Genomic DNA, 26593 nt, shown 5'->3' on the forward strand with positions numbered 1-26593 from the left:
GTGCCTGTTGCCTTTCCACAACAAGCAGGAGAGTAAGACGTGAGCATCGACAAGCCCGAGATCGACTTCCCGGGCGGCGAGCCCCCGGCGGACCTCGAGATCAAGGACATCTGGGAGGGCGACGGCGCCGAAGCGCAGGCGGGTCAGACCGTCACCGTGCACTACGTCGGTGTCGCCTTCAGCACGGGCGAGGAGTTCGACGCCAGCTGGAACCGCGGTACGCCGTTCCGCTTCCCGCTGGGTGGCGGCCGCGTCATCAAGGGCTGGGACCTCGGTGTGCAGGGCATGAAGGTCGGCGGCCGCCGCCAGCTGACCATCCCGGCCCACCTCGCCTACGGCAACCAGAGCCCGACCCCGGCCATCAAGCCGGGCGAGACCCTGATCTTCGTGGTCGACCTGCTCGGGGTCTGAGCAAGATCCGACGCGGGTTCCGACCGGAGCCGATCACCTGGGGCCCATGCCTGTCCGGGCATGGGCCCTCGGCTTTTGCCACGCCACTTCGGGGCGGTACGGTCATCGTTCGTAGGCACCATAGGGACCACAGAGGAAGACGTAGGGCGTCGATGGCCATTGCCAAGGCCGAGCGGCTCATGAATCTGGCGCTGTGTCTGCTCGGGACGCGGCGGCCGCTGAGCAAGCGTGAGCTGCGCGATTCCATTGAGGCATACGTCGAGGCCGTCAGGCCGGGAAACGGCGCGGCCGTCAGGCCGGGAAACGGCGAGGCCGTCAGGCCGGGAAACGGCGAGGCCGTCAGGCCGGGAAACGGCGCCGCGGGCTCCGACGACTCCTTCAACCGGATGTTCGAGCGCGACAAGGACGACCTGCGCGAGCTCGGTCTGGTCATCGAGACCGTGGAGAACCTCGACGGCGAGGTCGGCTACCTCGCCCGCCGCGACAGCAACCGCCTCCCGCCCATCACCCTGGACGCCGAGGAGGCCGCCGCCCTGGGCCTGGCCGCCAAGGTGTGGCAGCAGGCCCGGCTCGCCGGCGCGGCCAGCGGCGCCCTGCAGAAGTTGCGGGCGGCCGGGCTGCCCGAGGATGTCGACCCCTACGAGGCGCACGGCGCCCTTGAGCCCCGGATCCCCGTGCACGAGGCCGCGTTCGAGCCGCTGATGCTGGCCTGCCGCGACCGCCGCCCCGTCGTCTTCGACTATCGCAAGGCCACCGCCGCCCGCCCCGAACCCCGGCATGTCGAGCCATGGGCGCTGGAGTGCTGGCGCGGCCACTGGTACCTGGCCGGCTGGGACCGCGACCGCAGCGCCGAGCGCGTGTTCCGGCTGTCCCGGATCACCGGCAAGGTGCGCACCCGCAGCGGCCGGTACACCGCCGACGTCCCCGATGTCGTCACCGTGCGGGAGACCGTCGCGAGCTGGGCGGGCGAGACCGCCGACCGGTCCGCGCTGATCCGGCTGCGCACCGGCGCCGGGTACCCCCTTCGGGCGAAGGCCGGCGCGGTGCGGGAACTCGGCGACGGATGGGACGAGTTGGAGATTCCGTACGGCCACGGGCTCGACGCCTGGCTGGTGGAGTTCGGGCCGGACGTGGTGGTGCTGGAGCCGGCCGAGCTGCGCGCGGACGTGGTGGACCGGCTGCGTGCCGTGGCCAAGGGCTGAGGGGGAGCGGACACACAGTGGCAGGCAAACCGGTCAGACCCACGAACGCCATCGACCAGACCCGGCGGATGCTCTCCCTGGTGACATATCTCAGGGAGCGCCCCGGCGCCCGCGTCGAGGACGTCGCCCGCGCCTTCGGCATCACCGAGGACGAACTGGTCTCCGACCTCGATGTGCTGCCCATGTGCGGCACCAGCTTCCGGGGCGGTGACCTGCTCGACATCGACACCGACGGCGAGCGGATCTGGTGGCACAACCCAGCCGCCCTCGGGGCGGAAGCGGCCGAGCCGCTCAGGCTCGCCGCCGATGAGGCGACCGCACTGCTGGTGGCCGCCCGGGCCGTGTCCACCCTTCCCGGCCTGCGGGAGGGCGACCGGCAGGCGCTGCTGCGGGCCACCGCCAAGGTGGAGGCCGCGGCCGGTGAGCAGGCGGGCGCCAGTTCCCGGCTGTCGGTGACCTTCGAGTCCGAGGGCGGTGTCTTTGCGGACGTCGACCGGGCGATCTCCGAGCGGCGCCGGCTGTGGATCCGCTACTACTCGCCCGCCCGGGACGAGGTCACCGAGCGCGAGATCGACCCGATCCGCCTGGTCAGCGTCGGCCACACCTATGTGGAGGCCTGGTGCCGCCGCTCCGAGGCGCGGCGTACCTTCCGGCTCGACCGGGTCGCCGAGATCAGGATCCTGGACGAGCCGTCCGCGCCGCCCGAGGTCGAGCTGCGTGACCTGTCGGAGGGGCTCGTCCAGCCCGCCGCCGAGGACCCCGAGGTTGTCGTCGAGGTCGGCCCCGGCGGGCGCTGGGTGGCCGAATACTACCCGCACGACAGCGCGGATGAGCTTCCGGACGGCGGGCTGCGTATCTCCCTGCGGACGCCCGACCCGACGTCGCTGCGGCGCCTGGCGCTCCGGCTCGGGCGCGACGGCCGCATCGTCTCGCCGCCGGAGCTCGCCGACAGCGCCCGCCGGGCGGCCCGCGAGGCGCTGGCGGCGTACGACGGGGTCGAGGCGCAGGGCGCGAGCGGGGCGCACCGGGTTCACGACGGGCAGTACGGCAGGCAGGAGCAGGAGCTTTGAGCGAGTCGGCGGCGTCTGGTGTGCGGGAAGTGACGGTGGCGTCCGCGTTCGCCGGGATGAGAAGCGTCTCCCCGGTGGTGTTCAAGGCGGGCTGCCCGGACTGCCGGGGCCGCTTCGAGCTCGCCGCGAGCGCCCTGCGTCTCGCCATCGGCGCCAGCAGCCGCACCACCTTCTACTCCTTCACCTGCCCCGACTGCGGCGCCGCGGTCCGCAAGCCGGCCGGCGAGCGGATCGTCGAACTGCTCACCGGGGGCGGGGTCAGGACGCTGCGCCTGCACTCGACCCTCTAGGCTCGGCGTCATGTTCTGGCCGATGTTCGCGGTAGCTGTGGGTTTCCTGGGTCTGGCCGTTCTCGGTGTGCTCGCCGTGCGGGTTTTCCTGGAGGCGCAGCGGCTCGGCAGGCAGGTCACGGACTCCGCGCAGCGCATCAGCCGGGCGGCCGAGGATCTGGAACGGTCGACGGTCAGCGCGGCCCGCGCTGTGGACTCTCTGTGAGTACGGCTGTTCATCGCATGTGAGTCCTGCGGCTGAGGCGTTTTGGGCGACTTCGCCCTGTCATCCGGGGGGCTCCGCCAGGTACGCTGCTGGTCGCGGCCCGGAGAACGAGGCCCGGACCGCGGACCGGGAGTATGCACAGGCATTGCCTGACGTTTACTCCTGCGGGTTACGATCGCCCAAAGCCGATGGTCGGATCTCTGTTCGACCAGTCGGACACAAGGACTTCCTGTCGCCTCGGTGAAGAAGGTAAAAGCTATGGGTAGGCTCGGCCCCACCGAGATCATTCTCATCCTCGTCGTGATCATCCTGCTGTTCGGCGCGAAGAAGCTTCCGGACATGGCTCGGTCACTCGGCAAGTCCGCCCGCATCCTGAAGAGCGAGGCCAAGGCGATGAAGTCCGAGGGCCAGGACAACACGTCCACGGCCGCGGCCCCGCCGAACGACGACCAGCAGCAGCCCCCGGTTCAGCGCACCATCCAGGCCGCCCCCGGCGACGTGACGAGCTCGCGCCCGGTCACCGAGCCCACGGACACGACCAAGCGCTGACGCAGGGCCGGACATCTCCGGCCTGCCGCACGAGATGAGGACGTGGGTTGCTCAAGTCTGCCCGCAACAAGGAGAAGGATCCCGAGGGGCGGATGCCCCTCGCGGAGCACCTGCGCGAGCTCCGCAACCGGCTCGTCAGGAGCTTGCTGGCGATCCTCGTCATGACGATCGTCGCCGCCTTCTTCTACAAGGACATCATCCAGTTCTTCACGGATCCCATCCTCCAGGCGGTGGGATGCGAGTCCAGCTTCGCCGAGCTGAACACCAACGAGAGCCAGTGCGCGCGCATCGTGCAGAACGGTCTGATGAGCCCGTTCACACTCGCCCTCACGGTCTCGCTGTCGTCGGGTGTGGTGCTCGCCAGCCCGATCTGGCTCTACCAGCTCTGGGGGTTCGTCGCCCCGGGCCTGCACCGGCACGAGAAGAAGTACAGCCTCGCCTTCGTGGGCGCCGGCTTCCCCCTGTTCCTCACCGGGGCCTACTTCGCGTACTGGTCGCTGCCCAAGATGGCGTCCGTGATGCTCGAGTTCTCGATCATCGGCAGTGACAACCAGCTGCCGCTCGACGATCTCCTCCAGCTGATCATGCGGATGATCGTCGTGTTCGGCCTCTCCTTCGAGCTGCCGCTGCTCCTGGTCATGCTGAACTTCGGTGGCGTGCTCTCCGGCAAGAAGATCGCCGGCTGGTGGCGCGGGATGATCATGGGGATCACGGTCTTCGCCGCGGTCGCCACGCCCAGCACCGACCCGATCTCCATGCTGGCGCTCGCGGGCCCCATCTGGATCCTGTACTTCGCGGCCACGGCCATCACGCTGCTCAACGACCGGCGCCGTTCTCGCCGTGACGCGATGGGCCCCGCCGACGACGAGGCCTCCGACCTGGATCTCACGCCCGAGGACGTCGGCGAGGTCGAGGCGGTCTCCGCCAGCCGGGCGCTGCCCGAGCAGGCGACCACGGACCGGGTCAACGGTTATGACGACGTGACCTGAGGACCAGGACACAGTCTGGGACACAGCTCGTAGGGTCACTCCCGTGACCAGCGAGATCATCCTCTTCGTCAACCCCACCGCGGGGCGCGGCCGGGGCGCACACGCTGCGCAGCCGGCCGCTTCCGCGTTGCGGGCCGCCGGATTCACCGTGCGGACGGTCCTCGGGGAGAACGCCGACGACGCCCTCACACGCGCGCGTGCCGCCGTCGCGGACGGCACCGGCGCCCTCGTCGCCGTCGGCGGCGACGGCATGGCGCACCTCGCCCTGCAGGCCGTCGCCGGCACCCGCATCCCGCTCGGTCTGGTCGCCGTCGGCACCGGCAACGACTTCGCCCGCGCCCTCGGGCTGCCCGTGCGCGACCCGGCCGCCGCGGGCCGGCTGATCGCCGAGGCCCTCAAGGGCGCCCGCCTCCGCGAGGTCGACCTGGGCCGGGTGGACGGCCGCTGGTTCGGCACCGTCCTCGCCTCCGGCTTCGACTCCCGGGTCAACGACCGCGGCAACCGCATGCGATGGCCGGTCGGCCGCTTCAAGTACGACCTCGCGATGCTCGCCGAACTCGCCGCCTTCAAGCCCGTGCCGTACCGGATCACCCTCGACGGCGGCGAGGTCCGGGAGGTCGAGGCGACCCTCGTCGCCGTCGGCAACGGACCGTCGTACGGCGGCGGCATGAGGATCTGCCCCGGCGCCGATCTCAGCGACGGGCTGTTCGACATCACCGTGGTCGGGGACTGCAGCCGTACGACGCTGCTGCGGGTGTTTCCGACCGTTTACCGGGGCACCCACGTCGACCACCCCGAGGTCACCGTCCTGCGGGCCGCCCAGGTCGAGATCGCCGCCGAGGACGTCACCGGGTACGCGGACGGAGAGCCGCTCGGGCCGTTGCCGCTGACCGCGCGCTGTATACGGGGTGCTCTGCGGGTCGTAGGGCCGTGAGCTGCGGGGATCCGGGGTTTGCGGAGACCGGATCCGGATAATGATCGTCCTGTTGTCAGTGGGGCCCGGTACGCTCGAAAGCACGATGACAGAGGACCTCTCACCGGCCGAGCGGTATGCCGCTGCCCGTAAGCGTGCTGCCGAGCAGGCCACCGCGCTCGCCTCCTTCCGCGAGATGTACGACTTCGGCCTCGACCCCTTCCAGATCGAGGCCTGCCAGGCACTCGAAGCGGGGAAGGGCGTCCTGGTGGCCGCGCCCACCGGCTCCGGCAAGACGATCGTGGGCGAGTTCGCCGTCCACCTCGCCCTGCAGCAGGGCAAGAAGTGCTTCTACACGACACCCATCAAGGCGCTGTCGAACCAGAAGTACGCCGACCTGTGCCGCCGTTACGGCACCGGCATGGTCGGTCTGCTCACCGGCGACAACAGCGTCAACCCCGACGCCCCGGTGGTCGTGATGACCACCGAGGTGCTGCGGAACATGCTGTACGCCGGCTCGCAGACCCTCCTCGGCCTCGGTTATGTGGTCATGGACGAGGTGCACTACCTCTCCGACCGCTTCCGGGGCGCCGTCTGGGAAGAGGTGATCATTCACCTGCCCGAGTCGGTCACCCTGGTCTCGCTGTCGGCGACCGTGTCGAACGCCGAGGAGTTCGGCGACTGGCTCGACACCGTCCGTGGCCACACCGAGGTGATCGTCTCCGAGCACCGGCCCGTGCCGCTGTTCCAGCACGTGCTCGCCGGGCGCCGGATGTACGACCTGTTCGAGGAGGGCGAGGGCCACAAGAAGGCCGTCAACCCCGACCTCACCCGGCTGGCGCGGATGGAGGCGACCAGACCGTCCTACCAGGACCGCCGACGCGGCCGTGCCATGCGCGAGGCCGACCGGGAGCGGGAGCGCAGACAGCGCTCGCGGGTGTGGACGCCGGGGCGGCCCGAGGTCATCGAGCGGCTCGACGCGGAGGGGTTGCTGCCGGCCATCACGTTCATCTTCAGCCGGGCTGCTTGCGAGGCCGCCGTGCAGCAGTGTCTGTATGCGGGGCTGCGGCTGAACGACGAGGAGGCTCGGGAGCAGGTGCGGGCGCTTGTTGAGGAGCGCACCGCCTCCATCCCGACCGAGGACCTCCATGTCCTGGGCTACTACGAGTGGCTGGAGGGCCTGGAGCGCGGCATCGCCGCCCATCACGCGGGCATGCTGCCGACCTTCAAGGAGGTCGTCGAGGAACTGTTCGTTCGCGGGCTTGTGAAGGCCGTGTTCGCGACCGAGACACTTGCTCTGGGCATCAACATGCCCGCCCGGTCTGTGGTGTTGGAGAAGCTCGTCAAATGGAACGGCGAGCAGCATGCCGACATCACTCCTGGTGAGTACACCCAGTTGACCGGGCGGGCCGGGCGGCGCGGTATCGACGTCGAGGGTCATGCCGTCGTGCTGTGGCAGCGGGCGATGAGTCCCGAGCATCTCGCGGGTCTCGCCGGTACGCGTACGTATCCGCTGCGGTCCAGCTTCAAGCCGTCGTACAACATGGCGGTCAACCTGGTCGAGCAGTTCGGGCGGCACCGCTCGCGCGAGCTGCTGGAAACGTCCTTCGCGCAGTTCCAGGCCGACAAGTCGGTCGTCGGGATCTCCCGTCAGGTGCAGCGCAACGAAGAGGGACTGGAGGGCTACAAGGCCTCCATGACCTGCCACCTCGGCGACTTCGACGAGTACGCGCGACTGCGCCGTGAACTGAAGGACCGCGAGACCGAGCTGGCCCGGCAGGGTGTGGCGCAGCGGCGGGCCGAGGCGGCCGTCGCGCTGGAGAAGCTGAAGCCGGGCGATGTCATTCATGTGCCCACCGGCAAGTACGCCGGGCTGGCGCTGGTGCTCGATCCGGGCCTGCCCGCCGGGCGTTCCAACGGCCACCGCGGCTTCGAGCACCACGACGGGCCGCGCCCGCTGGTGCTGACCGCCGAACGGCAGGTCAAGCGGCTGGCGTCGATGGACTTCCCGGTGCCGGTCGAGGCGTTGGAGCGGATGCGGATCCCGAAGTCCTTCAACCCGCGCTCGCCGCAGTCCCGCCGGGACCTCGCGTCCGCGCTGCGCACCAAGGCCGGGCACATTCCGCCGGAGCGGGCCCGCAAGAAGCGGTCCCAGGCCGCCGACGACCGCGAGATCGCACGGCTGCGTACGGCGCTCCGGGCGCATCCCTGCCATGGGTGCAACGACCGTGAGGACCACGCCCGTTGGGCCGAGCGGTATCACCGGCTGCTGCGGGACACGTCGCAGCTGGAGCGGCGTATCGAGGGGCGTACGAACACCATCGCCCGGACGTTCGACCGGATCGTCGCGCTGCTCACCGAGCTGGACTATCTGCGGGGTGACGAGGTCACCGAGCACGGCAAGCGGCTCGCTCGGTTGTACGGCGAGCTCGATCTGCTGGCCAGTGAGTGCCTGCGGGCCGGGGTCTGGGAGGGGCTCGCCCCTGCCGAACTGGCCGCCTGCGTCTCGGCGTTGGTGTACGAGTCCCGGGTTGCCGACGACGCGATGGCACCCAAGGTGCCGTCGGGGAAGGCCAAGGCCGCGCTGGGGGAGATGGTGCGGATCTGGGGGCGGCTGGATGCGCTGGAGGAGGACTTCCGGATCAGCCAGACCGAGGGCGTCGGGCAGCGTGAGCCGGATCTGGGGTTCGCCTGGGCCGCGTATACGTGGGCCAGCGGTAAGGGGCTCGATGAGGTGCTGCGGGAGGCGGAGATGCCGGCCGGGGACTTTGTGCGGTGGTGCAAGCAGGTGATTGACGTGTTGGGGCAGATTTCCGCCGCTTCTGCCGTCGAGGGGTCGACTGTGGCGAAGAACGCGCGGAAGGCTGTTGACGGGTTGCTGCGGGGGGTTGTGGCCTACTCGTCGGTGGGGTGAGTTGTCGACACCGCCCCGCCCATCCCGCGCAGGGACCGTCAGCAGCACGACGAGCAGCAGAGTGTGGGGCCGGGCCGCGATGGCCCGGTCTCACTTCCCCCACCCCGGTCCTGCGCTCGTGGTGTCGTCCGACCTGTGGACCGCTCTGTCATCGGACCTGCCCCTCCCGAGTCGCCTGACGGGGGCTCGATGGTGGCGGACAGGCCCTGAGCGGCGACTGCGGTCCTATGGCCTCGGGTCCCGTCGTAGATACGCGCGCCAGCCGCCGTACGCCGTGATGTCCTCGGCGCCGCTCAGCGCGCCGGGCTCGCACAGGAACCCGGGCACGCGGGTGCCGTCCGCCAGCTCCACACCGCCCAGGGCCATCGGGCGGGGGAGCGCGGCGAGGAGCCGTCCGAGCCCCTCCGCCGGGAGCCGCCACACCTCGGCCTCGATCGCGGCCCCGCCCTCGCCGATGTGGACGAGGCCCGGTTTGGGCGGGGTCGTCGACAGGGCGTGCAGGCGGTAGCCGGGGGCGGTGGTGGTCGTACGGTCGAAATGGGCGCCCAGGGAGAGGAGTTGGGGGTTCAGGGGCTGGTCGGAGAGGTGTGCTCCGACCACCGCCAGCTCGACCTCCGGGCTGCGGACGGACCTGCTCTTCGGACTGATCGAGGGCGTCATCCTGGTCCACCGCTCCGATCCCGAACGGCCCGCGTCGGTGTTCGCCGAGGCCACGGCGGACGCCGCCCTGCGCATCGCCGGGATCTGAACACCCGTACCGGACCGTGCCCTTCACCCGTCACGGTGAGTGGTTTTCGTACGCCCGTACGTCGTGACCCAGTGTGTTCGAGAGAACCCTGAGCGTGTAAATGGAGCCGAGCGTACTCCCCTCGCGCGTCCCGTTTCAGGTGCTCGCTGAATATGACATGGCGATGATCCGGTCGGACTAAGCTCGCCCGCAGCGCACCGAGTTGAGGCATATTCGTGCGCTTGTTCCCAAAAGCGCAGTAGATCCAGACACATCCATGACATACCCCCCTGCAAGCTCCCCCGACACCCAGCCGATTTGTTTCAGAGGGCCCACATGGTGAGCGTTCAATCCCCACCCCGCAGCCGGGAACTTCCGTACGCGCGTGTGCTGTTGCTGCCGGCCATAGTGATGGCCGCGGCGACCGGAGCCGCCGTCGCCCTGGTGGCGGGACCGGCCCGACTGGCCGTCGGCGTCTGCGGTGCCGTGGCCACGCTGCTGGTGCTGGCCACGGCGGCCGAAGCGGTGCGCCGTGGCCGCGTCCTGCGCGGCGTACGCGCGGAGCACGCCCGTCACACCACCTATCTGGAACGGCGCATCGCCGGCCACGACGCGCAGATGGAGCGCCTCGCGAGGGAGGTCACGCCCGCGGCGCTCCACCGGCTGCGCGCCGGAGATTCCCCCAGAGAGGTGATTCACGGGATCGGCGAGATCGACCCGTCCTACCGCGAACTTTCGCAGGCGCAGCTCCACATGCTGAAGACGCTGCTCGACATCGTCGACCACGAGCATGCCGTGCGCGATTCCGTGCAGCGCTCCTTCGTCGACATCGCGCGGCGCGTCCAGGCCATTGTCCACCAGCAGGCCAAGGAACTCCGCGAGATGGAGGAGGACCACGGCCGCAACCCCGAGGTCTTCGACGACCTGCTGCGCATCGACCACGGCACCGCGCTGATCGGCCGCCTCGCCGACTCGGTCTCCGTCCTCGGCGGCGGCCGCCCCGGACGCCAGTGGCCCGAGCCGGTCCCGCTGTACAGCGTGCTGCGCGGCGCCATGTCCCGCATCCTGGAGTACCGCCGCATCAAGCTGGAGTCCATCGCCACGGTCAACATCCGCGGCATCTCCGTCGAGCCGGTCATCCACGCCGCCGCCGAACTCCTCGACAACGCCACGCGCTACTCACCGCCGCAGACCAAGGTGCACGTCACCGCCACCGAGGTGCAGACCGGCATCGCCGTCGAGATCGAGGACGCCGGCGTCAGCCTGAGCGAGGAGGCCCGCGCCCGCACCGAGGGCCTGCTGGAGCGTGCCAAGGCCGGCACCGACATCCAGGACCTGGGCGAGTCCCCCCGCCTCGGCCTGGCCGTCGTGGGCCGCCTGTGCACGGCGTACAACATGGAGGTCTCGCTGCGGTCCTCCGCGTACGGCGGCGTCCGCGCCGTCCTCATCGTGCCGCGCGAGATGATGACCACCCAGCCCGCACCGGGACTCGCCCACGGCATCGGCGCCACCTCGGTGCCCAAGGCCGCACCCGACGCGCTTCCGGGTCCCAAGCGCGCCCCCAAGAAGCGGCGCCCCACCAGCCCGCGCATCCCCGCCTCGGTGTCCATGGAGGACGACGTCCCCGAGGTCACCGAGTGGACGGCGAACGGGCTGCCGCAGCGCCGCAGCCGGGTCAAGACCCCGCTCAGTCAGCGGTACGCCGAACAGGCGGCCATCGAGCGGGCCGAACGGGAGGGCAGGCCGACCGTCTGGTCGCAGCACAAGCCCGAGCACAAGCCCGAGCCCGAGCCGGAGCCCGAGAAGGACGAGCCCGCCCCCGGAGCGTGGGTCGAGGCCTTCTGGAACGGACTCAAGCGCGACCCGGCCCCCACCGCATCCACCCAGCCGACCAACGAGCCGGCCCGCGTTGAGGCCGACGACGAGGGGGACCTCAAGTGATCCAGCAGCGAGCCAACTTCGACTGGATGCTCAAGGATCTGGCCGACGGCGTACCGGGCATCGAGATGATCGTGGTGCTCTCCGCCGACGGCCTGCGCATCGCCCGCCACGGCGGCGACCCCGACACCGCGGACCGTGTCGCCGCGGCCTGCGCGGGCCTGCAGAGCCTGGCGAGTGCCGTCGCCACCGAGCTCCCGGACAGCGACGGCAAGATGAAGATGGTCCTCATCGAGATCAACGGCGGCTACTTCTATCTGATGGCCGCGGGCGCCAACGCCTATCTCGCGGTGCTCTCCGACGTCGTCGCCGAACCCGGCCTGATGAGCAACCGCATGCAGGACCTCGTCATCCGCATCGGGGCTCACCTGACCAGTCCGCCCCGACGCAACGGGCACACCGTATGACTCCTCCGCAACGCCAGCGGCGCTACCCCAGGGAAGAACCCCCTCCGAAGCCGACACCGGCGCCCGCCAAAGAGAAAGAGGGTGACGGCAAGCAACCGGAGCGGCTGTACGTGGTCGCCGGGTCGGACGACGGCGAGCGCGCCGACCTCGACCTGGTCACCTTAATCGTGGCGAACGCCGAACCACCGCCCTCTGCGACGCCCGAGCAGACGGCGCTGCTCCGGCTCACCATCACACCTCTGTCCGTGGCCGAGCTGTCGGCCTATCTCAACCTGCCGTACAGCGTGATGACGGTCCTGATCACCGAGATGCTGACGGCCCAACTGGTGACGGCGCGCGCCCCGATCGTCCGCCAGGCGCTGCCCGACCGTTCCCTTCTCGAAGCGGTGATGCATGGACTTCAAAGGCTCTGACACGATCCCGGGCCCACGCTCCGAGGACCAGCTGCCCCACACGGCGCAGGCCGCGGTCAAGATCGTGATCGTGGGCGGCTTCGGAGTCGGCAAGACGACCATGGTCGGCTCGGTCAGCGAGATCAAACCGCTGACGACCGAGGAGACCATGACGCAGGCCGGCGTCGGGGTCGACGACAACTACGGCTCAGAAACCAAGACCGCCACCACCGTGGCCATGGACTTCGGCCGCATCAGCATCACCGAACAGCTGGTGCTCTACCTCTTCGGCACCCCCGGCCAGGAGCGCTTCTGGTTCCTGTGGAACGGCCTGTTCGAGGGCGCGCTGGGCGCGGTGGTGCTGATCGACACCCGCCGCCTGGAGGTCAGTTTCGACGTCATAGGGCGCCTGGAGGAGCGCGGCGTGCCGTTCGTGGTCGCCGTCAACACCTTCCCGGACGCGCCCCGTTACCCGGTCGCCGACCTGCGTGCGGCGCTCGACCTGTCGGCGGAGATCCCCATCATCGAGACCGACGTGCGGCGCCGCGCCGCCAGCCGGGACGTGCTGATGACCCTGATGCGCTTCCTGCACTCGCTCGCCATGTCGGGCGCCCTCAGGTAGGGCCCGGCTACCCCAACTCCCCAGACACCGCATCCACTTCGGAGCGAGAACTGTGACCCCTGAATCCCACTCCATGACCGGTACGGACGACCCACTGCTCGGTCCGCCACCCGGCTGCCCCGCCCACGGACTCGGCCCCGGGGGGCTGCACCGGCTCTACGGCCCCGACGCGGCGGACCTGGAGTCCCTGTACGAGAATCTCCGCGACCAGCACGGCCCGGTGGCGCCCGTCCTGCTCCACGACGACGTACCGATCTGGGTGGTCCTCGGCCACGCCGAGAACCTGCACATGGTGAGCGCGCCCTCGCTGTTCTGCCGGGACAGCCGCATCTGGAACCCGCTGCTGGAGGGCATGGTCAAGCCCGACCACCCGCTGATGCCGCACATCGCCTGGCAGCCCATCTGCTCCCATGCCGAGGGCGACGAGCACCTGAGGCTGCGCGCCGCGGTCACCGGCGCCATGTCGACCATCGACCACCGAGGCGTCCGCGGGCAGATCAACCGCTACACCCAGCGCCTCGTCAACCGCTTCTGCGAAGAGGGCACGGCCGATCTCGTAAGCCAGTTCGCCGAGCACCTGCCGATGGCCGTGATGTGCGAGATCCTCGGCATGCCCGACGAGTACAACGACCGCATCGTCGAGGCCGCCCGCGACTTGATCAGGGGCACCGAGACCGCGATCGCCAGCAACGCGTACCTCATGGACGTCCTGATGCGACTCACCGCCCGGCGCCGGGCCCAGCCGGAGGAGGACTTCACCAGCCACCTCATCAACCACCCGGCGCGGCTCACCGACGACGAGGTCGGCCAGCATCTGCGCGTCGTGCTGATCGCCGCGTACGAGTCCACGGCCAACCTCATTGCCAACGTGCTGCGCATGGTGCTCACCGACCCGCGCTTCCGTGCCCAGCTCAGCGGCGGCCAGATGACGGTGCCCGAAGCGGTGGAGCAGTCCCTGTGGGACGAGCCGCCCCTCAGCAACGTCCTCGGGTACTTCGCCAAACAGGACACGGAACTGGGCGGCCAGCGCATCCGCAAGGGCGACGGACTGCTCCTCGGGATCGCGCCGGGCAACGTCGACCCGCGCGTACGCCCCGACCTCTCGGCCAACATGCAGGGCAACCGCTCCCACCTCGCCTTCGGCGGCGGTCCGCACGAGTGCCCCGGCCAGGACGTCGGCCGCGCCATCGCCGACACCGGCATCGACGCGCTGCTGATGCGCCTGCCGGACGTTCAACTCGACTGCGACGAAGATGAGTTGGAGTGGCGGCAGTCGATGGCCTCACGCCACCTGGTGGAGTTGCCGGTCCACTTCGCACCGAAGCCGCCGCAGGACGTGACACAGAAGCCGAGCCACGCTCCGGTCCTGCCCCAGCGCGCCACCTGGCACGTCGGCACCTCCCAACCGCAGCCGACGCCCACCCCCGCCGCGCCGGCGCCGCAGCCGGCGGCCCCGCCGCAGTACCCCGCGCCGACGACGCCGGAACCGGCCCGTCCGATGGGTGCCTGGCAGCGCTTCCTGCGCTGGTGGCGCGGTTACTGACCACCGGCCCACTCGCCGTGGGAGTGCCAGGCCCCGAGGGTCCGCGCACTCCGGAACCGGTGCGCCGTCCCCGTGACCGGATCGGTGAACTCCAGCGCCCGCGCCAGCAGTTGGAGCGGCCGCCGGAAGTCGCCGGCCGGCACGGGGTCGGCCACCACCGGATACAGCGGATCACCGAGGATGGGCACGCCGAGCGCGTTCATATGGACCCGCAGCTGATGGGTCTGCCCGGTGGCGGGCACCAGCCGGTACCGGCCAAGACCGGCGCGGTGCCCGACGACCTCCACCCGGCTGACGGCGTTGGGCTCGCCCTCGACCTCCCGGGCGGCCAGTACCCCACGCTCCTTCAGGATCCGGCTGCGCACCATCCGGGGCAGGGCGAGGTCCGGATCGTACGGCGCCACCGCCTCGTACTCCTTGCGCACGCGCCGGTCCCGGAACAGCGTCTGGTACGCGCCGCGCTCCTCGGGCCGCACCGTGAACAGCACCAGCCCCGCGGTCAGCCGGTCCAGCCGGTGCGCGGCACCCAGCGCCGGAATGCCCAGTTCCCGGCGCAGCCGCGCCAGCGCGGTCTCGGTGACATGGCTGCCGCGCGGGGTGGTGGCCAGGAAGTGCGGTTTGTCGGCGACGACGATGTGCTCGTCGCGGTACACGACGTCGACCGGGAACGGCACCGGCACCTCGTCCGGCAGCTCCCGGTGGAACCACACGAACATCCCCGGCACATACGCCGCGTCGGCCGCCACCGCCGCCCCGTCGGCCCCGACGACGAGCCCGTCCGCGAGCATCCCGTCGATGACGCCCGCTCCCGCCGGGAGCCGCTCCACCAGGTGATCACGCACCGTCGCCCACGTCCCCGCGGCGGGCAGCCGCACCCGCACCGGATCGACCCCGTCGCGCTGCGGCAGGGGAGAGGGCGGGGGCGGGGTGCGGCGTCTCATCACGATCAAGCGTAAGACCCGTCGAACGCGCTGATCAGCCGAAAACCCGTTGGGCCCGCTCCCGCCCGTTGGCAGGATGCGGCCATGCCCTACTTGACCAGCCCCGCCCTGCCCACCGGAACCCTCGCGAGCACCCCGCAGCCCACCCTCCCCGCCGGGGACGGCCTGCTCCTGCGCCCCTGGCGGCCGTCGGACGCGCCCGCCGTCCACGAGGCCTTCCAGGACCCGGTCATGCACCAGTGGCACGCCCGTGCCGCCGACTCCGTGGACGAGGTCGGCGGCTGGATCGAGCAGTGGCTGAAGGACTGGACCGAGGAACGGACCGCCCAGTGGGCCGTCGTCGCCGCGGACCCCGACCGCCTCCTGGGCCGCGTGGCACTCCGCGAGATACGGCTCGACGACGGCCAGGCCGAGGTGGCCTACTGGACCACCTCCGCGGCCCGCGGCCAGGGCGTCGCCGCCCGCGCTACGACCACCCTCGCCCGCTGGGCCCTCGCCGACACCGGCTTCCACCGTCTGGAACTCCTGCACGCCGTCCGCAACGAGGCCTCCTGCCGCGTGGCCACCAAGACCGGCTTCACCCTGGAGGGCACCAAGCGCAGCGCCCTGCTCCACCAGGACGGCTGGCACGACATGCACCTCCACGCGCGCGTGCGGGGCGACTGGCCGACCTACACGGCCTCCTGAACCGCCGGCTCCGGTACCGCGGCCGGAGCCGCCGTCCGCTTCCGGTACGCGCGGAACGCGAGGCCCAGGGCGAGCGTGCTGCCCAGGAACAGCACGGTGAACCACTGGAAGTACCAGTGGCCGCCCGCCGGGTCGTACACCGCGGCCCGCGGCCAGGCCAGGTTGACCGTGATGAACAGGCCGTACAGCAGCGCGAGGGCGTTGACCGGGACGCCCCAGCGGCCCAGGGAGAACAGGCGGGCGCTGTTTCGCTCGCATGACGCGGCCATGTCCGGACCGGTCCCAATTCCTCACGCCCCCGCGGCAGCAGAAGCCGAAGGGGTGGCACCTGCGAAGGTGCCACCCCTGAGAGGTCGTCAACCGGCCTGCCCGGCCCGGGTCATGCGGCGGGCGCCGTGCCCTCCTGCTCCGCCTCGATGCGCGCGTTCCACTCCCGCTTGGCGGCCTGCCAGCCGTCCTCGTTGTGGCCGAGCCGCCAGTAGCCGGAGACCGACAGATCCTCGCGCGGAATCTGCAGCCCGACCCGGAGCAGCCGGCGCAGGTCCTTCACGAAAGCCGCCTCGCCGTGCACGAACGCGTGCAGCCTGCCCTCGGGGAACTCCAGTGCCCGTACGGCCTCCACCAGCGCCTCGCCGATGGGCCGGCTCCCGCGGTGCAGCCAGACGACCTCCACGTCGGAGTCGATCTTCTGCTCCTCCTCGGGCCCGGAGACCTCCACGAAGGCGTGCACCCTGGCACCGCCGGGCAGCGACTCCAGAGCGCGGGCGATCGCGGGCAGCGCGCTCTCGTCACCGACGAGCAGATGCCAGTCGGCGCTCGGATCGGGGGCGTAGGCGCCGCCGGGGCCCAGGAAGCGGACCGTCTCGCCCGGCTGGGCGCGCATCGCCCACGGGCCGGCCAGGCCCTCGTCGCCGTGCAGCACGAAGTCCAGGGTCAGCTCACGGTGTTCGGGATCCCAGGCACGCACCGTGTACGTCCGGATCACCGGCCACTGCTCGCGCGGGAACTCCGCACGGATCCGCTCCATGTCGAAGGGCTCCGGATAGACCGCGCCCTCCGCGGGGAACAGGATCTTCACGTAATGATCCGTGCAGGTGCCCGCCGCGAAGTCGGCGAGCCCCTCGCCGCCCAGCACCACACGCTGCATGTGTGGGGTCAGCCGTTCGGTACGGACGACCTGCGCGGAGTGGGGCTTCCGCGGCTTGCGGGCAGGGCGTTCTGCCATGACGGCCTCCCTCTTTTCAAGCTTAGGTTTACCTAAGTTAGCACCTCTCCCCAGTGAATACCTCCCCCACCCCTTCCCGGTTTTCTCACACCTCCAGTGTCGTCAGCAGCCGCTGCAGTGACCCGCCCAGCCCCCAGCGGACCGCCAGCGCGTCCAGCGCGGCCGGATCGCGCGGTGCCCGCGGCAGCGCCGGGTCGACGTCCGGCAGCGGGACGTCGTCCGCGACCCGCACGACCGTCGGCGCGACCGCGAGGTACGGCCGTGACTCGTCGAGCCGCTTGCGCTGCGACGGGGTGAGCTTCGCCTTCGGGTCGTCGACCGCCGCCATGATCCCGGCCAGGTCACCGAACTCGGCCAGCAGCTTGGCAGCCGTCTTCTCGCCGATGCCGGGCACGCCCGGCAGGCCGTCGCTCGGGTCGCCGCGCAGCAACGCCAGATCCGCGTACCCCCGCCCGTCCACCCCATACTTCTCGCGCAGCCAGGCCTCGTCGGTCAGCTGGAGCGTGCCCACGCCCTTCAGCGGGTACAGCACCCGCACCCCACGCGCGTCGTCCACCAGCTGGTACAGGTCGCGGTCGCCGGTGACGATGTCGACCGGGCCCTTCGCCCGCGCGGTGAACGTGCCGATCACATCGTCCGCCTCGTACCCCTCGACGCCCACGCGCGCGATGCCGAGCGCGTCGAGAACGGCCTCGATGACCGGCACCTGCGGCGACAGCGTGTCCGGCACCTCCTCCTCGTCCGGGCCCACCTCGTGCTCCTCGGCGACCCGGTGCGCCTTGTAGGAGGGGATGAGCTCGACCCGCCACTGGGGCCGCCAGTCGGCGTCCATGCACGCCACCAGCAGGTCGGGCTGGTGGTCCCTGACCAGGCGGTCGATGAACTCCAGCAGCCCGCGCACGGCGTTCACCGGCGTGCCGTCCGGGGCCTTCACGGAGTCAGGGACGCCGAAGTAGGCGCGGAAGTAGAGCGACGAAGTGTCAAGCAAAAGACATTTTTTTGGGCGGGTCGACATGCGCCCAGCATGCCACTGACGGCGGGTACGACGCCCGGCTCGACGGCGCCGCCAGGAGCACGCTGAAATCCCGCCCACCTGCCACGGGGAACGACAGGGGCGGGGCGGGTACGACCTGAAGAAGCTCGAGGACCCCGAGGGTGCCTGGGGCCAGGGTGAACAGATCCGCGTCGTGGGCAAGAAGGACTTCGGCCAGGAGTTCCCCGAACTGCACGGCTGGCTGGAGGACTTCAAGATGACCGAGGAGCAACTCGCGTCGCTCGAAGTGGAGATCCAGAAGGGTGGCGCCGGAAACGAGAAGGCGTCCGCACGCCGCTGGATGGACGCCCACCCGGGGATCGAGGACAAGCCGGCCCTGGTGGCCGGATAGTCCCCACCGGATCCTGACCGACAACTCCGACTGTTCCGACTACTCCGCGAAACCGACCGGTCACCACCGGTCCGGGGGGTGGGCCCCGTCGCGCAGGCGGGACCCACCCCTTCCGCCGTTCCTCCGCCACGACAAGGATCCGGCCAACCACACAGCGCTACGTCGTCCCCCTGACCGGCCGCGCCAACCCGCCATGCCACCCACCTACTTCACGCCCCGGCGCGAGCCCGCCGGCACCGCCTCCCACCAGGCCTTCCGCTCCTGACAGAAGGGCGAGAAAGGCCCGGGAACACAGCGGGCGGCCAGCGCATTGAACTGAGAGAAGGGTGCTCCGTGCTGAGCGAGGGTCAAGGGTGACGCGAGCGCGCCTCCAGACCTCGGCCCGTCCCGGGAGGTGATCCACTGGCGCGAACTGTGAGGTCGTACGCTCCCCAATGTGTCGTCGATGTGACGGGCGCCTGAAACGGTTTGCCGAACATGCGTAGGGTGCAGAGAACTCAACAGAAGGTGTGCGTGGGACGACCTGCGCGAGGACAGTGGACCGACGAGCGAAGGAGGGAGCCGGAGCGATGGGCGACCACAAAGAACAGCCTCTTCGGGTGGGCGCGGCCGTGCGGCGGCGACGCCGTGCGCTGGATCTCACCCTCGCCGTCGTGGCCGAGCGCAGCGGCCTGTCGGTCCCCTTCCTGAGCCAGGTGGAGAACGAGCGGGCCCGCCCCAGCCGAAGCTCCCTGGAGAAGCTCGCCGACGCCCTGCGCACCACCGCGGTCGAACTCCTCGCCGCCGCCGACCCGGCGTGCAGCGTCGACGTCGTCCGCGCGGAGACCACGGAACTGGCGCCCGAACCCCAGGCGCGCTCCCTGGTGCGCGGTCACCATCAGATGCACGCCTCGGAGTTCACCGGCGACCATGACGCGGGCCGGGAGTTCCAGTACCGCAACGACCAGTTGATGTACGTCGCCGACGGCGCCGTCGAGATCGAGGCCGAGGGCCGCGCCTACCGCCTGGGCCGCGGCGACACCCTGTACCTCACCGGCGGGGTCCGGCACCGCTGGCGGGCGACCGAGCCGGACACCCGCGTGATCGTCGTCGCGGTGGCCGAGCACATCGAGGCGGTCCAGGACCGCCGACGCTGATGCGGGCCGTCTCACTGGTGCCTTCCCTGACGGAGGCCGTGGCCGTCTCGGCGCCCGGCGTCCTGGTCGGTGTCACGGACTGGTGCAGCCATCCGCCGGACCTCGAGGTCGCCCGAATCGGTGGCACCAAGAATCCCAAGGTCGAACAGATCCTCGCGCTCGCCCCCGACCTGGTGATCGCCAACGAGGAGGAGAACCGCGAGCCCGACGTCGCCGCCCTGCGCACGGCGGGCGTCGAGGTCCTGGTCACGGAGGTGCGGGACGTGGCGCAGGCCTTCCCGGAACTGGCGCGCGTGCTGGCGGCGTGCGGGGTGACGGCCCGCCCGCGCTGGCTGGACGAGGCGGAGTCGGCCTGGTCGTCGCTGCCGTCGCCGGAGCGCCGTACGACGGCGGTGGTGCCGATCTGGCGCCGTCCGTGGATGGTGCTGGGCCGCGACACCTTCGCGGGCGACGTACTGGCGAGACTGGGCGTGGACCACGTGTACGCACGGCATGCGGACCGCTATCCGCGCGTCCCGTTGGAGGAGCTGCGGGCGAAGGCTCCGGATGTCGTGGTCCTGCCCGACGAGCCGTACCGTTTCACGGCCGACGATGGCCCCGAGGCCTTCCAGGGCCTGCCGTGCGCGCTGGTCAGCGGACGGCACCTGACGTGGTACGGCCCGTCCCTGGCCGAGGCGCCGGGGGTGCTGGCCGAGGCCCTGCGAGCAGCGCACCGCTGAGAAGACCGCGCGTGGTCTGTACGGCGGCGACGCCGAAGGCGCCGACCAGCACGACGTACAACCCGGTCGCGAGCCAGTCGTAGACGACGAGCCCGGTGTGCCGCCCGAGCGCCTCCGCACCGGTCACACAGGTGTCGACGGGGAAGGTGAACGCCCACCAGGTCATCGCGAACCGCATCCCGTGCCGCCGTGCCCGTACGACATGGGCGGTGGCCAGCCCGAACCACAGCAGCGCGAAGCCCATGACGGGCACGCCGTAGAGGACGGCGAGGACGCCGAAGCCCTCGCTGTAGGGGGCCGGGGCGACGTCCGCGAACTTGTCGACGGCGGTGGTGGACTGCCCGAGCGGTCCGAGGACCAGGAACAGGGTCGGCGTGAGGGCGAGCGGCAGGGGCCCACCGGTGAGCAGCCGGGCGAAGACGAGGGGAAGCACGAGGAGCGTCGCGAGGAGTCTGAGCCCGAACAACGCGAAGCAGGCGAACAGCAGGGTCTCCCGTGCCTGCCCGGCCGGCAGATACGGCACCAGGAGCGGCCCGAGGGCGGCGGACACCATGGGCGCGACGAGCGGCAGCAGCCACACGGGCGTGGCCTGTGACGGCTCGATCCGATGGCGTACGGCCATGAGGTACGGGACGGCGAGGGCGGCGGCGAGCCCGATGACGGTACCGGCGCCGAACAGGACGACGTCGAGAGCGACCGCGGTACCGGTCCCGATCCAGTCGTGCCCGACGGTCACGGCGCCGCCGCCGACGGCCAGCAGGCCATGGCGAGGCAGCCGTAGAAGGGAGCCGTGGCCGGGTCGAGGAGGTGGGCGCGGGCCTGGTCGCGATGATGGGTCCAGTGCAGGGCACGGGCGCCGAGCAGGGCGAGGAGGAGGGCGAGGGAGAGGGCCCAGACAGCCGTGCAGGCGGAACGCAGGCCCGGGATGTGCACGGGCAGCGAGGCCCCCGCGGTGGCGACGATGGCGGTGCCCATGACGGTGGCGTACCAGTTGGGTCCGAGGTGACGGACGGCGGTGACCATGGTTTCCACGGTGTCGCCGGTGGTCGTCCGCGACCAGGGAGTATGTCTCTGTGAGGGCATAAGCTGAGGTTATGAGCAGGACGGGCAGAAGCAGAACGGAAGAGCAAGGGGGCGACGACGCCACCCGGCCGGGGGTCGGGGGCTCGCTGGCCCACCGGGTGCCGGAGCTGGGTGCGCTGGAGCTGCTGCTGGCGGTGGCGCGGCTGGGGAGTCTGGGCGGGGCGGCGCGGGAGCTGGGGATCACACAGCCGGCGGCGAGCAGCAGGATCCGGTCGATGGAACGCCAGCTGGGGGTCGCGCTGGTGGACCGCTCACCGCGCGGGTCGCGGCTCACGGACGCGGGTGCGCTGGTGACGGACTGGGCGCGGCGGATCGTGGAGGCGGCGGAGGCGTTCGACGTGGGTGCGCAGGCCCTGCGGGACCGTCGTGACTCGCGGCTGCGGGTGGCGGCGAGCATGACGATCGCGGAGTACCTGCTGCCGGGCTGGCTGCTGGCCCTGCGTGCGCAACGCCCGGACACGGCGGTGTCGCTGCTCGCCGGGAACTCGGCGGCGGTGGCGGAACGGCTGCTGTCGGACGAGGCGGACCTGGGCTTCGTGGAGGGGCTGACGGTCCCGACGGGCCTGGACTCGGTGGTGATCGCCCACGACCACCTGATAGTGGTCACGGCACCGGGCCATCCCTGGTCACGCCGTCGGCGCCCCCTGGAGGCCACGGAGCTGGCGGCGACGCCACTGATCCTGCGCGAGAAGGGGTCGGGCACGCGTCAGGTCCTGGACGTGACGCTGGGCGGCTTGGCCCGCCCACTGATCGAACTGTCGTCCACTACGGCGGTGAAGGCGGCGGCGGTGAGCGGTGCGGGTCCGGCGGTCCTCAGCGAACTCGCGGTGGGCGAGGAACTGGCGATGCGGCGCCTGGTGAGCGTGCCGGTACAGGACGTGTCGCTGGCGCGGGACCTCAGGGCGGTGTGGCCGACGGGACACCGACCGGTGGGGCCGGCACGGGAGCTGCTGTCGCTGACGCGGGGATAGGTGACCGTCTTCCAGGGGGCGCCGCCCCCTGGACCCCCGGCCTGTGCCCACCCACCACCCGTCTCGCTTGGGAGAATGGCCGGCCTCGCACCTCTCAGCGCCGGCGAAGGGGCGGAGCCCCTGGGGATGGGGCGGGTAGGGGCGGCGGGGGCGAGGAAACCCTTGGCGAGCCTCAGCCACGGCCCGTCACCATGAACCGCATGACCCCCTCAGCCCCGCCCGCCGCAGGCGTCCGCACACCGTGGGAAGACCTTCCCCACCTGGTCCGTGACGCCCTCGCGCACGTGCTCGGCACCCCCGTCACCCACGCCGAAACCCAACCCGGCGGATTCTCCCCCGGCGTAGCCGCCCGCGTCCGCACCGTCGAAGGCCGGCGCGCCTTCGTCAAGGCGGTCAGCGCGGAAACCAACCCCCACAGCCCGGACTTCCACCGAGCCGAGGCCCGTAACGCCGCCGCCCTCCCACCCACCGTCCCCGCCCCCCGCCTCCTCGGCACCTACGACGACGGCACCTGGGTCGCCCTGGTCTTCGAGGACGTACCCGGCCGCCAGCCCCATGTCCCCTGGCGGGAGGCGGAGTTGCGCCCCGTCCTGGACGCCGTCACGGAACTGAGCCGCACCCTCACCCCGTGCCCCGTACCCACCGCGCCACCCGCCGCGGAGTCCCTCGCCGAAACCTTCGACGGCTGGCGGCACCTACTCGACACGGCACCCGCACCCACCCCCGCCGTCGACCCCTGGGCGGCCGCCAACCTTCCCCGCCTCGCCGAACTCGCCGCCCCCTGGCCGGAGGCCACCGCCGGCGACACCCTCGCCCACGCCGACCTGCGCGCCGACAACATGCTGCTCACCCCCGACGGCCGCGTCGTCTTCGTCGACTGGCCGCACGCCCTGCGCGCGGCGCCCTGGTTCGACCTGCTCCTCATGCTGCCCTGCGTCAGGGCACAGGGCGGACCGGACCCGGAGGAGGTGTTCACGAGGCATCCCCTGGGCCGGGAGGCCGATCCGGACGCCGTCACCACGGCGCTGGCCGCGCTGGCCGGCTTCTTCGTCGAGCACTCCCTGCGTCCAGCGCCCCCGGGCCTGCCCACCCTGCGTCCCTTCCAGCAGGCCCAGGGTGACGCGGCGCTGGCCTGGCTCAGGACGCGGCTCGGACCAGGGCGCGCATGACCCGCAGGTCCTCGCCCATCTCCGGGTGCCACTGCACGCCCAGCACCCACCCGACCGCAGCCGGAAGTTCCAGGGCCTCGACCGTCCCGTCCGCCGCGTACGCCGACGCGACCAGCCCCGTACCGAGGCGGTCCACGGCCTGATGGTGGTACGTCGGCACGGACGACTCCTCCGGCACGGCACTGGCGTACAGCGTCCCCGGCACCGGCTTGACCGGATGCCGGCCGAAGACGCCGACCGCCTCCACATGCCCGTCGACGTGCTGCGTCAGCGTGCCGCCGAGCGCGACGTTCAGCAGCTGCATGCCCCGGCAGATCCCCAGCAGCGGGACGCCCGCCGCGAGGGCCGCGTCGATCAGGGCCAGCTCCCAGTCGTCACGCGCACGCGCGGGCGGCCCGGTCCGCGGGGCGCGCTCCGCGCCGTAGCGGACCGGCTCCACGTCCGGGCCGCCCGCGATGACCAGGCCGTCCAGGCGTGCCACGGTCGCCGCGGCGTGCTCCGGGCCGTCCGGCGGAAGCATCGCGGCCAGGCCGCCCGCCGCCTGCACCAGCCGGGGGTAGCCGGCGGGCAGCAGGGCCGCCTCCAGCTCCCACACGCCCCAGCGCGCCCCGGACTCCAGATAGGTGCTGACACCGATCAACGGCCTGGCCACATGCACTCCTTCGCACTCCTTCACCAAACGACGGTCAGTCCCGTGCCAACTCTGCCTCGGCGGCCGCCAGCGCCGCGAACTCCTCCTCCGGCGCCTTCGCCACCAGATGCTTACGGCTGTACAGACCGAAGTACCCGATCGCCACCACGTACACCGCGAGCGCGATGAACGCCGCCGTCACATCCACCAGGAACGTGGCCACCAGCGCCGCGCAGGCCAGCACCAGGGCGACGGAGGACGTCAGCACGCCACCCGGCGTGCGGTACGGCCGCGGCAGCTCCGGCTCGCGGCGGCGCAGCACGATGTGGGACAGGGACATCAGGGCGTACGAGATCGTGGCGCCGAAGACGGCGATGTTCAGCATGCGGGCGCCGTCGCCGGTCGTCGCCGCCAGCAGGAAGCCGATCGTGCCCGGCACCAGCAGACCCAGGTACGGGGCCTTGCGGCTGCTGGTGAGGGACAGGAAGCGGGGGAGGTAGCCGGCGCGGGACAGGGCGAACAGCTGGCGCGAGCCCGCGTAGATGAGCGAGAAGAACGACGCCACCAGGCCGGCCAGGCCCGCGTAGTTCACGATCCGGCTCAGCACCGTCGGCTCGCCGTCCGGCTGGAGCGCCTCGACGAGCGGGTTGCCGGCCTCCTGGATGGCGTTCGCGCCGCGCGCTCCGGCGGCGGCGAAGAACGTGACCACGGCCAGCACCACCAGGATGCCCATCGACCAGCGGATGGCCTTCGGCAGCGTACGGGCCGGGTCCTTGGTCTCCTCGGCGGCCAGCGGCACACCCTCGACGCCCAGGAAGAACCACATGCCGAACGGGAACGCCGCCCAGATGCCGAGCAGACCGAAGGGCAGCCACGAGCTAGCACCGGCGGCGGAGGCGTCGACCGGGATGTCGTCCAGCTGCCCGAAGCTGAAGTCGGGCAGCGCCGCCGCCGCGAACACGATCAGGGCGACCACGGCGATGCCGGTGACGACGAAGCTGAACCGCAGTGCCTCGCCCACGCCCCACAGATGGATGCCGAGGAAGATCGCGAAGCAGACCAGGTACACCGGCCAGCCGGACTCCAGGCCGAACAGGCCCAGCGACTCGACGTAGTCCCCGATGAAGATGACGATGGCGGCGGGCGCCAGGACGTACTCGATGAGGATCGCCGTACCGGTCAGGAAGCCGCCCCACGGACCGAGCGCCCGGCGTGCGAAGCCGTAGCCGCCGCCCGCCGTGGGCAGGATCGAGGACAGCTCGGCGAGCGCGAAGACCATGCAGCAGTACATCGCGCCCATGAGCACCATGGCGATCGCCAGACCGCCGAAGCCGCCCTCGGCCAGACCGAAGTTCCAGCCGGAGTAGTCACCGGAGACGACGTAGGCGACGCCGAGTCCGGTCAGCAGCACCCAGCCGGCGCTGCCGCGGCGGAGCGTCCTGCGCTCCAGATAGTCGTCCGCCTCGTCGGCGGCGGGGGTACTTGTGGATTCCAGGGACATGGGTAGGACTCTCCACGGGGCGGGGACACGGATCCATTCCGGGACCGGTGGGGTGGACCGGGCCTCGGCTCAATGGAATGGATCCACACCTTTGCGGTGTCGGTGGTGGGAAAGCAATACCCGTGCGTTACGCGTCCGTAAATCCGCACTCTCCCCGCACCTGCCCGAGGAACCCGCGACTCACCCCAGGAACCCGCGCAGCAGCGCCGCCGTCCCGCTGCAGTGCTCCCGCATGATCTCCCGCGCCTCGTCGGCGTTCCCCTCGATCACGGCCTCCACCAGGGCGGTGTGCTGCCGCTGGGAGTGCTCCAGATTGCGTACGAGCAGCGGAATGCAGTCCAGGAGGTCGTTGACGTTCGCGCGCACCGCCGCGTACTGGGCGGTGAGCGTGGGGGAGCCGGACAGCTCGGCGAGGGTGAGGTGCAGCAGCGTGTCCAGGCGGCGGTACTCGGTCAGCGGCGCGTCATGGGTGCGGGCGAGCGCCTCGCGCAGCCGGTCCGCCTGCTCCTCGCCCAGCCCGTGCGCCGCGCACAGCCCGGCCGCGCCGACCTCCAGCACCTCGCGGAAGCGCAGCGTGTCCTCGACGTCGACGCCCTTGAGGCGGCGGCGCAGCTCCTCCTCGCCCGGGGTGTCGGTGCGGGCCAGCACGAACGTCCCGCCGTAGCGCCCGCGCCGTGACTCGACCAGGCCCTGGTCCTGCAGGACCTTCAGCACCTCGCGCAGCGTCACCCGGCTGATCCCGAGCCGGTCGGCCAGCTCCCGCTCCGCCGGCAGCCGCTCGCCGCCCGGCACCAGGCCGAGCCGGACCACCTGGAGGATCTGCTCCAGGGCCTCCTCGAAGCCGTTGCCGGCCCGCACCGGCCGCAGGACCGACGTCAGCCGGTCGTCGGCCCCCGGAGCCCCCTGCTCCGTGCCTGCCTGCGACATGTGGCCGAACCCCCTTCCCAATCAATGGTTACGAGCAATACCTTAT

Annotated in this window: 25 protein-coding genes and 5 pseudogenes; 21 read left to right on the forward strand and 9 right to left on the reverse strand. The window is 71.2% G+C overall.

Going from position 1 to position 26593, the window contains the following annotated elements:
• The first annotated feature begins 39 nt into the window (after positions 1 to 39).
• The 9 genes from AQJ91_RS38970 (at position 40) to AQJ91_RS39010 (ending at position 8543) form a co-directional block, all read left to right on the forward strand.
• Entirely contained in the window at positions 40 to 411 is a 372-nt protein-coding gene (locus tag AQJ91_RS38970; protein WP_067031741.1) for an FKBP-type peptidyl-prolyl cis-trans isomerase, read from the forward strand.
• Positions 412 to 563: 152 nt separating this feature from the next.
• A complete protein-coding gene (locus AQJ91_RS38975; RefSeq protein ID WP_067031744.1) occupies positions 564 to 1613 on the forward strand; it encodes a helix-turn-helix transcriptional regulator in 1050 nt (349 codons plus the stop codon).
• Between the two features lie 17 nt (positions 1614 to 1630).
• Positions 1631 to 2683, forward strand: coding sequence for a helix-turn-helix transcriptional regulator (locus AQJ91_RS38980; RefSeq protein WP_067031747.1), 1053 nt, complete (start codon positions 1631 to 1633; stop codon positions 2681 to 2683).
• Positions 2680 to 2973: a hypothetical protein gene (locus AQJ91_RS38985; RefSeq protein WP_067031750.1), complete on the forward strand. Its 294-nt coding sequence runs from the start codon at positions 2680 to 2682 to the stop codon at positions 2971 to 2973. Before AQJ91_RS38980 ends, AQJ91_RS38985 begins: the two co-directional genes overlap by 4 nt.
• Positions 2974 to 2983: 10 nt before the next feature.
• Positions 2984 to 3178: a hypothetical protein gene (locus AQJ91_RS38990; RefSeq protein WP_067031752.1), complete on the forward strand. Its 195-nt coding sequence runs from the start codon at positions 2984 to 2986 to the stop codon at positions 3176 to 3178.
• A gap of 258 nt (positions 3179 to 3436) precedes the next feature.
• Entirely contained in the window at positions 3437 to 3727 is a 291-nt protein-coding gene (gene tatA / locus AQJ91_RS38995; protein WP_067031755.1) for a Sec-independent protein translocase subunit TatA, read from the forward strand.
• A 47-nt stretch (positions 3728 to 3774) separates the two neighbouring features.
• Entirely contained in the window at positions 3775 to 4716 is a 942-nt protein-coding gene (gene tatC / locus AQJ91_RS39000) for a twin-arginine translocase subunit TatC (RefSeq protein ID WP_067031758.1), read from the forward strand.
• 43 nt (positions 4717 to 4759) lie between these two features.
• On the forward strand, positions 4760 to 5650 hold the full coding sequence (locus AQJ91_RS39005) for a diacylglycerol kinase (RefSeq protein WP_067031761.1): 891 nt from the start codon (positions 4760 to 4762) through the stop codon (positions 5648 to 5650).
• A 40-nt stretch (positions 5651 to 5690) separates the two neighbouring features.
• The gene (locus tag AQJ91_RS39010) at positions 5691 to 8543 is read left to right on the forward strand and encodes a DEAD/DEAH box helicase (RefSeq protein ID WP_067031765.1); all 2853 of its coding nucleotides are present in this window, start codon (positions 5691 to 5693) and stop codon (positions 8541 to 8543) included.
• A 225-nt stretch (positions 8544 to 8768) separates the two neighbouring features.
• Here the strand turns inward: AQJ91_RS39010 and AQJ91_RS39015 are convergent.
• A pseudogene (locus AQJ91_RS39015) lies at positions 8769 to 9161 on the reverse strand (allophanate hydrolase-related protein); the annotation flags it as partial.
• Between AQJ91_RS39015 and AQJ91_RS56620 the strand changes: the two are divergent.
• From AQJ91_RS56620 to AQJ91_RS39040, 6 genes and pseudogenes are all read left to right on the forward strand, one after another.
• Positions 9145 to 9291: pseudogene (locus tag AQJ91_RS56620) on the forward strand (TetR family transcriptional regulator); the annotation flags it as partial. The pseudogenes AQJ91_RS39015 and AQJ91_RS56620 overlap by 17 nt on opposite strands.
• A 315-nt stretch (positions 9292 to 9606) precedes the next feature.
• Complete coding sequence (locus tag AQJ91_RS39020; protein WP_079085551.1) at positions 9607 to 11211, forward strand: sensor histidine kinase; 1605 nt, start codon at positions 9607 to 9609, stop codon at positions 11209 to 11211.
• Positions 11208 to 11615 carry a roadblock/LC7 domain-containing protein gene (locus AQJ91_RS39025; RefSeq protein ID WP_067031774.1) on the forward strand — a complete coding sequence of 136 codons (408 nt, stop codon included), beginning with the start codon at positions 11208 to 11210 and terminating at the stop codon, positions 11613 to 11615. The genes AQJ91_RS39020 and AQJ91_RS39025 overlap by 4 nt, the downstream gene beginning before the upstream one ends.
• On the forward strand, positions 11612 to 12028 hold the full coding sequence (locus AQJ91_RS39030; RefSeq protein WP_067031777.1) for a DUF742 domain-containing protein: 417 nt from the start codon (positions 11612 to 11614) through the stop codon (positions 12026 to 12028). The genes AQJ91_RS39025 and AQJ91_RS39030 overlap by 4 nt, the downstream gene beginning before the upstream one ends.
• The gene (locus AQJ91_RS39035; protein ID WP_067031780.1) at positions 12009 to 12629 is read left to right on the forward strand and encodes a GTP-binding protein; all 621 of its coding nucleotides are present in this window, start codon (positions 12009 to 12011) and stop codon (positions 12627 to 12629) included. Before AQJ91_RS39030 ends, AQJ91_RS39035 begins: the two co-directional genes overlap by 20 nt.
• Positions 12630 to 12681: 52 nt before the next feature.
• A complete protein-coding gene (locus tag AQJ91_RS39040; RefSeq protein ID WP_067031783.1) occupies positions 12682 to 14172 on the forward strand; it encodes a cytochrome P450 in 1491 nt (496 codons plus the stop codon).
• On the opposite strand, the gene AQJ91_RS39045 is transcribed toward AQJ91_RS39040, so the two are convergent.
• On the reverse strand, positions 14166 to 15113 hold the full coding sequence (locus AQJ91_RS39045) for a pseudouridine synthase (protein ID WP_067031786.1): 948 nt from the start codon (positions 15111 to 15113) through the stop codon (positions 14166 to 14168). The genes AQJ91_RS39040 and AQJ91_RS39045 overlap by 7 nt on opposite strands.
• Before the next feature lie 84 nt (positions 15114 to 15197).
• Between AQJ91_RS39045 and AQJ91_RS39050 the strand changes: the two genes are divergently transcribed.
• The gene (locus tag AQJ91_RS39050) at positions 15198 to 15800 is read left to right on the forward strand and encodes a GNAT family N-acetyltransferase (protein WP_067031789.1); all 603 of its coding nucleotides are present in this window, start codon (positions 15198 to 15200) and stop codon (positions 15798 to 15800) included.
• Here AQJ91_RS39050 and AQJ91_RS39055 read toward each other — a convergent pair.
• The 3 genes and pseudogenes from AQJ91_RS39055 to AQJ91_RS39065 form a co-directional block, all read right to left on the reverse strand.
• Positions 15785 to 16045 (reverse strand): annotated as a pseudogene (locus tag AQJ91_RS39055) (amino acid permease); the annotation flags it as partial. The gene AQJ91_RS39050 and the pseudogene AQJ91_RS39055 overlap by 16 nt on opposite strands.
• A gap of 134 nt (positions 16046 to 16179) precedes the next feature.
• Positions 16180 to 17025, reverse strand: a complete 846-nt coding sequence (locus AQJ91_RS39060) for a siderophore-interacting protein (RefSeq protein ID WP_067031795.1) — start codon at positions 17023 to 17025, stop codon at positions 16180 to 16182.
• An 85-nt stretch (positions 17026 to 17110) separates the two neighbouring features.
• Positions 17111 to 18040, reverse strand: coding sequence for a 5'-3' exonuclease (locus tag AQJ91_RS39065; protein WP_067031798.1), 930 nt, complete (start codon positions 18038 to 18040; stop codon positions 17111 to 17113).
• A 103-nt stretch (positions 18041 to 18143) separates the two neighbouring features.
• On the opposite strand from AQJ91_RS39065, the pseudogene AQJ91_RS39070 reads away from it, so the two are divergent.
• The 3 genes and pseudogenes from AQJ91_RS39070 to AQJ91_RS39080 form a co-directional block, all read left to right on the forward strand.
• Positions 18144 to 18410: pseudogene (locus AQJ91_RS39070) on the forward strand (glycine betaine ABC transporter substrate-binding protein); the annotation flags it as partial.
• 569 nt (positions 18411 to 18979) lie between these two features.
• A complete protein-coding gene (locus AQJ91_RS39075) occupies positions 18980 to 19546 on the forward strand; it encodes a helix-turn-helix domain-containing protein (protein WP_067031804.1) in 567 nt (188 codons plus the stop codon).
• Complete coding sequence (locus AQJ91_RS39080) at positions 19546 to 20265, forward strand: helical backbone metal receptor (protein ID WP_067031807.1); 720 nt, start codon at positions 19546 to 19548, stop codon at positions 20263 to 20265. The genes AQJ91_RS39075 and AQJ91_RS39080 overlap by 1 nt, the downstream gene beginning before the upstream one ends.
• On the opposite strand, the pseudogene AQJ91_RS39085 reads toward AQJ91_RS39080, so the two are convergent.
• Positions 20177 to 21288 (reverse strand): annotated as a pseudogene (locus tag AQJ91_RS39085) (TDT family transporter). The gene AQJ91_RS39080 and the pseudogene AQJ91_RS39085 overlap by 89 nt on opposite strands.
• A gap of 71 nt (positions 21289 to 21359) precedes the next feature.
• On the opposite strand from AQJ91_RS39085, the gene AQJ91_RS39090 reads away from it, so the two are divergent.
• On the forward strand, positions 21360 to 22319 hold the full coding sequence (locus AQJ91_RS39090; protein WP_067031810.1) for a LysR family transcriptional regulator: 960 nt from the start codon (positions 21360 to 21362) through the stop codon (positions 22317 to 22319).
• A gap of 200 nt (positions 22320 to 22519) precedes the next feature.
• Positions 22520 to 23488: an aminoglycoside phosphotransferase family protein gene (locus tag AQJ91_RS39095; protein WP_067031968.1), complete on the forward strand. Its 969-nt coding sequence runs from the start codon at positions 22520 to 22522 to the stop codon at positions 23486 to 23488.
• Here AQJ91_RS39095 and AQJ91_RS39100 read toward each other — a convergent pair.
• From AQJ91_RS39100 to AQJ91_RS39110, 3 genes are all read right to left on the reverse strand, one after another.
• Positions 23457 to 24146 carry a gamma-glutamyl-gamma-aminobutyrate hydrolase family protein gene (locus AQJ91_RS39100; protein ID WP_234383307.1) on the reverse strand — a complete coding sequence of 230 codons (690 nt, stop codon included), beginning with the start codon at positions 24144 to 24146 and terminating at the stop codon, positions 23457 to 23459. The two genes, AQJ91_RS39095 and AQJ91_RS39100, sit on opposite strands and share 32 nt — an antisense overlap.
• 28 nt (positions 24147 to 24174) lie before the next feature.
• Positions 24175 to 25620, reverse strand: a complete 1446-nt coding sequence (gene eat, locus AQJ91_RS39105) for an ethanolamine permease (RefSeq protein WP_067031817.1) — start codon at positions 25618 to 25620, stop codon at positions 24175 to 24177.
• A gap of 180 nt (positions 25621 to 25800) precedes the next feature.
• A complete protein-coding gene (locus tag AQJ91_RS39110) occupies positions 25801 to 26547 on the reverse strand; it encodes a FadR/GntR family transcriptional regulator (protein ID WP_067031820.1) in 747 nt (248 codons plus the stop codon).
• Positions 26548 to 26593: the final 46 nt, after the last annotated feature.

Origin of the sequence: Streptomyces dysideae (assembly GCF_001514305.1) — a bacterium.
GTDB classification, from domain to species: Bacteria; Actinomycetota; Actinomycetes; order Streptomycetales; family Streptomycetaceae; genus Streptomyces; species Streptomyces dysideae.

Excerpts from the sequence above, each read along its gene's own strand:
- AQJ91_RS39035 (WP_067031780.1), top strand. The coding sequence starts at position 12,009 with ATGGACTTCAAAGGCTCTGACACGATCCCGGGCCCACGCTCCGAGGAC.
- AQJ91_RS39090 (WP_067031810.1), top strand. The coding sequence starts at position 21,360 with ATGAGCAGGACGGGCAGAAGCAGAACGGAAGAGCAAGGGGGCGACGAC.
- AQJ91_RS39110 (WP_067031820.1), bottom strand. The coding sequence starts at position 26,547 with ATGTCGCAGGCAGGCACGGAGCAGGGGGCTCCGGGGGCCGACGACCGG.
- AQJ91_RS39050 (WP_067031789.1), top strand. The coding sequence starts at position 15,198 with ATGCCCTACTTGACCAGCCCCGCCCTGCCCACCGGAACCCTCGCGAGC.
- AQJ91_RS39065 (WP_067031798.1), bottom strand. The coding sequence starts at position 18,040 with ATGTCGACCCGCCCAAAAAAATGTCTTTTGCTTGACACTTCGTCGCTC.
- eat (WP_067031817.1), bottom strand. The coding sequence starts at position 25,620 with ATGTCCCTGGAATCCACAAGTACCCCCGCCGCCGACGAGGCGGACGAC.
- AQJ91_RS39095 (WP_067031968.1), top strand. The coding sequence starts at position 22,520 with ATGACCCCCTCAGCCCCGCCCGCCGCAGGCGTCCGCACACCGTGGGAA.
- AQJ91_RS39010 (WP_067031765.1), top strand. The coding sequence starts at position 5,691 with ATGATCGTCCTGTTGTCAGTGGGGCCCGGTACGCTCGAAAGCACGATG.
- AQJ91_RS38975 (WP_067031744.1), top strand. The coding sequence starts at position 564 with ATGGCCATTGCCAAGGCCGAGCGGCTCATGAATCTGGCGCTGTGTCTG.
- AQJ91_RS38990 (WP_067031752.1), top strand. The coding sequence starts at position 2,984 with ATGTTCTGGCCGATGTTCGCGGTAGCTGTGGGTTTCCTGGGTCTGGCC.
- AQJ91_RS39060 (WP_067031795.1), bottom strand. The coding sequence starts at position 17,025 with ATGGCAGAACGCCCTGCCCGCAAGCCGCGGAAGCCCCACTCCGCGCAG.
- AQJ91_RS39045 (WP_067031786.1), bottom strand. The coding sequence starts at position 15,113 with ATGAGACGCCGCACCCCGCCCCCGCCCTCTCCCCTGCCGCAGCGCGAC.
- tatA (WP_067031755.1), top strand. The coding sequence starts at position 3,437 with ATGGGTAGGCTCGGCCCCACCGAGATCATTCTCATCCTCGTCGTGATC.
- AQJ91_RS39080 (WP_067031807.1), top strand. The coding sequence starts at position 19,546 with ATGCGGGCCGTCTCACTGGTGCCTTCCCTGACGGAGGCCGTGGCCGTC.
- AQJ91_RS39020 (WP_079085551.1), top strand. The coding sequence starts at position 9,607 with ATGGTGAGCGTTCAATCCCCACCCCGCAGCCGGGAACTTCCGTACGCG.
- AQJ91_RS39075 (WP_067031804.1), top strand. The coding sequence starts at position 18,980 with ATGGGCGACCACAAAGAACAGCCTCTTCGGGTGGGCGCGGCCGTGCGG.
- AQJ91_RS39030 (WP_067031777.1), top strand. The coding sequence starts at position 11,612 with ATGACTCCTCCGCAACGCCAGCGGCGCTACCCCAGGGAAGAACCCCCT.